The following is a 7,256-nucleotide window of genomic DNA, read 5'->3' on the forward strand; positions in this document are numbered from 1 at the left end:
GCCAAGCGAGACAAACATGCATGGTCAATTCACTCGCCCGGCAAAACAAACCAGGGTCAAGGCAGATGAACCTGCACACGCTGCCGAACCAGCATCAGCCCAACAACCCGGGTTTGATCCCATGGGCAACTACCAATATGCACGCAGCCCCATGCAGTTGCGCAACAAGCCTAACCAGACTGGTTTGTCAGACTCACTCAAGACTGGCATAGAAACTTTATCCGGCATGTCCATGGATCATGTTCGCGTCCATTACAACTCCAGCAAACCGCGACAACTCAATGCACTGGCCTATGCCCAAGGGAGCAATATCCATTTGGCCAAGGGGCAAGAGCAGCACTTGCCACATGAAGCCTGGCACGTAGTACAACAAGCCGAAGGCCGGGTCAAGCCCACGCTACATGCCAATGGCCTTGCCATTAACGACAATCAACAACTGGAACAAGAGGCCGACCAGCGTGGCAGCCAGGCCATGCAACTGCAGAGCAGCGCCTCTCAACCACAGAGATTCGTACTACCCAGCGACAGGGGATTGATCCAACGCCAACTGGATGAAGATTTTGATGCCGCCGGAACCACCAGCAAAAAAAACCTGAAGGCCTGCAAAGACTTTGCCAACATTGTCAGCGACTTGGTCGACCAAGCCTATGATGAATTGATGACAGGCAAAATCCAGGACTGGACTGGCGCAAAAATTGCCACTTTCCTCAATTTACTTCAGCGTAATAGCAATATGGCTGTCACGCATGTCGGTAATGCCATGGAAGAGCGGGTATATGCGCTGATGAATGAAGCCGACCTGCCACTGAACTGGACCAGGCAGCGTTCCGAAGACATGGGCAGTGTCTCATATCCCGATATCGTTCTCCATCTGGATGACAAAAAAGAAGGATTGATCGACATCACCTCAGACCGTCGTCACATCCTGGGTAAAAGTGGTGGCTGGACCACTAGCGAACGCTATGTCTACGTCGCAGAAGCTTACTTCGAATCCGTCACCAAGGAAGACATACCAAACATCAAGAATGCCATCAAAGAAGGTGGTATAACAAAAAAACATGCCAAAACTCTCAAAAAAGAGGCCGACAGGCAGCGACAACTTAAATTACTGGCCCGTCAAGAGCAAATTGACGAAGCGCGGAAACTGTACAACAAGTACAGCAGTTTTAGCGAATTTGTTATTGCTGAATTTGCAGGAGACAGAACCAAAGCGGGTCGGTACATGCGCAGAAATGGCCTGGGTAACCTTAAAGGCGTACCCAAAGTGAAGGGCAAGCGCAAATTGTCGGATGAAGGCAAGAAAAAACGCAAAAAAATCGCACTGAAAGAGAAACAAGCGCTAAAAAAACAAAGACTGGACGATGAAAAGGAAGAAGAGGCAGATAATGAATCTGAAAAATCGGAGTCTGAAAAATCGGAATATGTCAGTGACAAATCTGATGATGAAAATAATTTTGATTGATCATTGGCGCAAGGATTGTGGCAAGACATTTTCCTGACCTTGAATCTGATTGCGCAGTGCCTATGTGGCCCGGTATTTTTTCGCAATCAGCACATTGTTACTTCCGCCAAACGCAAAAGAATTCGACATGACACAATCAATATTTTTGTGGCGAGCCGAAGTCACTACATCGATTCCCAAACTCTCATCCGGCTCACGACAATTTGCCGTTGGCGGAATCAGATCATGCTCCATCGCCAACAACGAGAGAGCAAGTTCAACTGCGCCACCAGCCCCCATCAAATGACCATGCACGGCCTTCGTTGAACTGACCGGCACTGCCTCGCTGCGATGAGCAAATACCGTTCGTATCGATTCCGCTTCAATGGCATCCCCTACCACTGTCGCCGTACCGTGAGCATTGATGTAATCAACTGCGTCCGCGTTTATACCTGCATCCTTCAAAGCCAGGCGCATGGCTCTTACCTGCCCATCCACCGACGGGTGGGTAATATGACTGGCATCACAGGAACTGCCAAAACCGACAAGTTCAGCAAGTATGCTTGCCTTACGTGACAATGCAGAATCCAAAGACTCCAACACAAGAAATGCTGCCCCCTCCCCCAACACCAGCCCATTCCTGTCTTTTGAAAATGGTCTGCACGAAGCAGCAACATCCTGATCCGCCGGAGCCAAGGCACATAGTGCATGCCAGGCATGCAGCACACCATAAGTAAGCAATGCTTCACTACCCCCGGCCAGCACACGATCGGCATACCCGTGCCGGATAGTTCGCGAGGCTTCGCCAATAGCCGCAGAAGAAGACGCGCATGCCACCGCATAGGTATTATTTTGGCCGCGAATACCAAACTTGATCGATATCTCTGACGCAGAAGCACTCATCATCCCGCGCGGTAAAGACATTGGCGCAATGCGATCTTTATTCTCCGCGTATAGCCGATGGAATGCAGCATCTTGCGTTGCGTTGCCACCACTGCCCGTACCCAAATGGATAGCCATTTCGGTCAACAAATCTGGACGTTCCAGCAGACCGGCATTGTCCAAAGCACGCCGCCCAGCGGCCAGTGATAACTGAGCAACACGATCGCTGCTAGCACTCTCCTGCGCCACGGCTTCATCAACAAAGGCTGCCAACAGCACAGGTGACTGACGGGCAGATGCAGGCAACAGCCGAATTGCAGAGCGCCCGGCAGCAACGTTATCAAACACCTGCCCAGGCCAATTACCGGAGGGACAGACGATGCCTATCCCGGTGACAACAACACGCGTTAAATTCATGATCACCCTGCCGCCAGATTGATCGCTTCTTCAATTTGGTCGAATACTTCGCCCAATGTAACTGGTGGACTGACGAATTGACCAAAACGGATACCAAATGCATCTTCAACTTCAAACTTAAATTCAATGAGAGCCAACGAATCAAATCCAATTTCCTGAAGCTTAGATTCGCGCGTCAACTCTTCATGTGGCAACGTCAATTCTTTCGGCAACATTGAGAAAAGACGTTCTTTTAACTCAGTATTTTTCAACATAGAAGCACCCGATAATTTTAGATCAGTTGATGATGAAGACCTGCACATATGCGTACCACAGGTGCCACCGAATTATTTGCTCAATAATTTACTTAAAATATTGGCTGCCAGCATGCGCCAAGTGCCTTTGTCATTGAGTAATTAAATGGCAATTAAAATGCAATTTTAACATCTACGGATATATGCGCCCATTTCCAGGCACAAGGTTCAACACTCAGCGGCGAAGTGTTGTTTGATTGCCGCATCCTTTGGATGTGTGAGGCTGGAATGACGCTTACAAGTTTTAAAAAATGCGCTACTCATGCAGGGGTCGCTGGCTAAGCTCACAGCCCGTATTACCCAGGACCAGGCCAAAGCCACTGCGTTGGAAAATGAAAGACTCATGTTTGATTTGCATGGTAGTCATGATAAAACTTCTGATTCAAGTTTATTGGTTCATCGTGCTGCCAAATATTTCCCAGAAAACTATGCAAGAACCCGGCAAATCCGATGAGCTGGTTTGGGTTGTTTGCTTAAGAAATATTTAAAACGTATGGCAAGATACCAATCAATTCTCACCACATCTACAAGACCAAGGCAAAGCAGCTCGCAAGCAAAGCCTGCACGGATGCTTGTAATACAGCCGTCGAAAAAACGAATGTATTCAGCAAATACACTTACCCTTTCTCTTGGGAAATTTCGGTGCTTCAACTTCTATTTTGTAAGTTTCTTCCTACCATCAAAATTGACATGCGCCTACAAATTGTTTTTACATTTACCGACTGTTTGATGCCAGAACCGTGTTTACCATGGCCTCACTAGCAGGCTTTGCAGTTTTTTTTGAAAGCTCTGGCATATATCCTCTTGTTGATTTCGCAGTGCCAATTTTCTTCAGAAAATATCAATATTTTGCAAGCAAGGGCCTCAATCTGAAGAAGAATGATGCAATCGATTAAACGGCGTTTTGTTTGAAGCGATCAAACACAGCGAGCCCGGCCATGGCGCGACAAGCCATATCAAAAAAACGCTGACAAGAAATCTTCGTTTAACAGACGTCATCATTACTAGTGGCGATGGCGCTTTTGCAGATATTAATTTTGCGGAGTTTTGATGCAGATGAAAAAATTAAAAAAAGATAAACTTCTTTTTAAAGGCGACACGCAAGTCTTTGTTATTGTATGAATTCGTCAAACCAATGAATATTTCAAGGAAATATTTCACAAGAAAAAATAATTTCCTCATCGCGACGGGTAGCTCGTTTAGCTTAAGAAATGGCTTGCTGTTACTCGGCAGTAGAAGATTCGTTATGTAAGACAGGTACTTATTCAGGCTTTATTGCGGAGCCCGGGAGAAATTAAATTTCAGATTGTTGAGAGGTAATTATGTTTTGGCAAAAAAAATTTGAAAGCTGGGCCGACATGGTGCGCAGCCGTTCAGATATACCGCTGCGTGTTGAACTGTGGAACGGTCAGCAATTAAACTTCTCAACAGAATTCCCTCAGGTCATAGTTCGAATTCCCCATGTGTCTGGCTTACGCTATCTGCTCACACCTTCACTATTCAATCTTGGTACAGCTTATATTGACGGGAAGATTGATGTCTATGGTGAACCAGGTGCAATTATCTCCATCGGCAATTTATTGGCAGAGAACACGCTTAAACTGGAAGGAAAGTTTTCACGCATATCCCGCAAATTACGTCGCAGCAAAGATAAGGACAAGCAAGCCGTCCAATTTCACTACGATATTTCAAACGATTTCTACCGCTTGTGGCTTGATGAAAATATGGTGTATTCCTGTGCCTATTTCGAAAATGGTGACGAGGATCTGGACACTGCCCAAATAAAGAAAATTGATCATATATTGAAAAAAATTCGACTCTCCCAAGACGACCGCTTGCTTGATATCGGATGTGGATGGGGAGCCCTGGTCATACGCGCAGCAAAAATTTATGGCGCAAGGTGTGTAGGTATTACCTTGTCCGAAAACCAGGCTGAACTTGCTCTTCAAAGAGTCAAGCAAGAAGGTTTGAGTAACCTGATTGAAATTCGACTTCAGGATTACCGGGATGTCGAAGGCGTATTCAACCGCATCACAAGTGTGGGCATGTTTGAACACGTTGGCCTCAGCCATTTAACTGAATATTTTTCGAAAATCAACTCCTTGCTTGATGAAAACGGGCTGGTCATGAATCATGGCATCACCTCTACCGATGCCGACAATGGCGAAACCCCCTATGGAAACGGTGAATTTATAGAGCAATATGTATTCCCTCACGGCGAACTTCCCCACATTAGCCTGGCATTAAAATCCATGCAAGAAGGAGGACTGGAAGTCTATGACGTAGAAAATTTACGAAGACACTACGCCAGGACCTGCAACCTATGGAAAGAAAGGTTCGAGCGCAATGACGATGAAATCAGGAACCTGGTAGGCGAGAGAAAATATCGTATCTGGAGAGTTTACCTTGCCGGTTGCGAATACGCATTTAATAAAGACTGGATTTCACTTTTCCAAATTGTCTGCGGCAAAGCAGGCAAAACACCAGACAAACTTTTATGGTCAAGGCGCAATCTCTATCAATAGCAAAGCTACTCACCCAGCCCCTACTCATCAAGACAAATAGAATTGTATGTCAACATGGATCACAACCGATGCAAATTATCCCGGAAAGTAGACCATCAAATTTCAGTGCAAATCAACACCGTGACTCTCATTTGAGTCAAAAGAAACCCATGCTGAGATGGGCTTTTCTGGCTGCGCCTGAGTGAAGCCTCGCATATACCCAGGGAAGATGAATTCACATATGTTTGATTAAACTCAATAAATAGGATTAGCAATATAAGTCGCACCTCGGTACCTGATTAGAATAGGAATATGCAATCCCGTATTAAAGCGCACGCATCCTATATAATGAGTTCCTGTCGATTGCATCTGCGCTTCAACCGAAAAAAACGGAGCATAGCCTATGAAGTCTTATTACGAACACTTTGGTGTACCACCCGAAAATCTGCGGGCAGCAAAAAGATGGGCATCTGGCGATATAGATAAATCCCTCGACATTCGCGTCCCGACACGCAAAGAAGTTGCCAAACTCAAGCCCAAAAAGATCACGGCTATATTGATTAACTGGATGTGCAAAAGCCCCACAGAAATCATACCAAGCCGAACTCAAATTCAAGAAGTAAGAGACATACTCATCACCAGGGAAGACGTCGCAGAACTCAGCGGCTTGATAACCATGTGCAACTACTACATCACTAACGACTAAACACACACTTCCTCAAAAAAAAAGCAGCCCGCAGGCCGCTTGAAAGCAAATCAACACCGAGGAGATGTCAGCTTCATTTTAAGACTGACACCTTACAGATTTGTGACATCCTCACCATGGCAACTTTTGTGCCTGGCAAGACTTAAAAATCACTTGCATCCGCCAACTAAACGCCTGCATAGACAGCTACCACGCCATCAGCACCGTGATGAATACGCAGAGATAGCTTGTACAAACCCAACAGCCTGCGCGCCCACTTAACCACTGCCGTCGCCGATCTACAGCCCAACCCAGACAAGCTGCTCGTCTTCGCCGACAAAGGCAGCCTGCACACCACTCACGCTCGTTTGAATACGCCTACACCTTAAACATCATCTATAAAGTATAGTTGCAGCATAACCCAAGCGGCAACGGGCTGGAAGTGGGTTTCTATGGCCACGTAGCCCGTTTTACGCGAAATAACAGATTTGATAAAGGTATCATCACGGTTTCCACAAAAAACGGAACGCCTGCTTTTGCGTTATCGGTTACTTGAACATTTCTAAAATTTAAATACCTTATACGACATGATCGAAATCATCCTAATTCGCACTGTTGACGAAGCTCTCGCTCTCGTCGCAGCCTTCGAAGGTTCTCCCAAAGATTTTATGCTAGCCGTTCACCAATCGCTACTTGATCCCGTCGGCATAAACATGGCATTGATCACCGATAGGATCCTCGCAAGAGGCTGGTTGCCAGATGGATTTGAACAGCGCGCTGATCACAGGTTATATCGCTACAGGGGATTTGCGTAGAGAGCTACTCCAACCACCCGCTGTATAGGTGGTCAATCTCGTCCAAGACCTGCGCGGCAAACAAGGCCGCATCAAAAAGCAAAAAGCCAGCATGTTCAATAAGCTAAGGACAAACACCCGCCTCAAAACAAAGGCAGACGGCTGTAGTGGTCTAATTTGCCAGGACAGTGAAATAAGAGGAAACTCAATCACAAAGAGGCCTCAACATGATGAAGAAAC

Annotated in this window: 6 protein-coding genes and 1 pseudogene; 5 read left to right on the forward strand and 2 right to left on the reverse strand. The window is 46.3% G+C overall.

The annotated features are described in order from the left end of the window. Positions 1 to 16: 16 nt before the first annotated feature. Entirely contained in the window at positions 17 to 1,462 is a 1,446-nt protein-coding gene (locus tag AC3WQT_RS14010; RefSeq protein ID WP_492704562.1) for an eCIS core domain-containing protein, read from the forward strand. Between the two features lie 60 nt (positions 1,463 to 1,522). Here the strand turns inward: AC3WQT_RS14010 and AC3WQT_RS14015 are convergent, their stop codons facing one another. Both AC3WQT_RS14015 and AC3WQT_RS14020 read right to left on the reverse strand, forming a co-directional pair. Beyond that, positions 1,523 to 2,740 carry a beta-ketoacyl-[acyl-carrier-protein] synthase family protein gene (locus AC3WQT_RS14015; protein WP_492704563.1) on the reverse strand — a complete coding sequence of 406 codons (1,218 nt, stop codon included), beginning with the start codon at positions 2,738 to 2,740 and terminating at the stop codon, positions 1,523 to 1,525. Between the two features lie 2 nt (positions 2,741 to 2,742). After that, positions 2,743 to 2,994 carry an acyl carrier protein gene (locus tag AC3WQT_RS14020; RefSeq protein WP_492704564.1) on the reverse strand — a complete coding sequence of 84 codons (252 nt, stop codon included), beginning with the start codon at positions 2,992 to 2,994 and terminating at the stop codon, positions 2,743 to 2,745. 1,361 nt (positions 2,995 to 4,355) lie between these two features. Between AC3WQT_RS14020 and AC3WQT_RS14025 the strand changes: the two genes are divergently transcribed. The 4 genes and pseudogenes from AC3WQT_RS14025 to AC3WQT_RS14040 form a co-directional block, all read left to right on the forward strand. Beyond that, a complete protein-coding gene (locus AC3WQT_RS14025; RefSeq protein ID WP_492704565.1) occupies positions 4,356 to 5,558 on the forward strand; it encodes a class I SAM-dependent methyltransferase in 1,203 nt (400 codons plus the stop codon). Between the two features lie 382 nt (positions 5,559 to 5,940). Further along, positions 5,941 to 6,243 (forward strand): hypothetical protein, encoded by a 303-nt coding sequence (locus tag AC3WQT_RS14030; protein WP_492704566.1) that lies wholly within the window; start codon positions 5,941 to 5,943, stop codon positions 6,241 to 6,243. Between the two features lie 227 nt (positions 6,244 to 6,470). Beyond that, positions 6,471 to 6,611, forward strand: coding sequence for a phage tail protein (locus AC3WQT_RS14035; RefSeq protein WP_492704567.1), 141 nt, complete (start codon positions 6,471 to 6,473; stop codon positions 6,609 to 6,611). Positions 6,612 to 7,065: 454 nt separating this feature from the next. Next, positions 7,066 to 7,256 (forward strand): annotated as a pseudogene (locus AC3WQT_RS14040) (hypothetical protein); the annotation flags it as partial.

The organism is Undibacterium sp. FW305-107 (assembly GCF_058788535.1).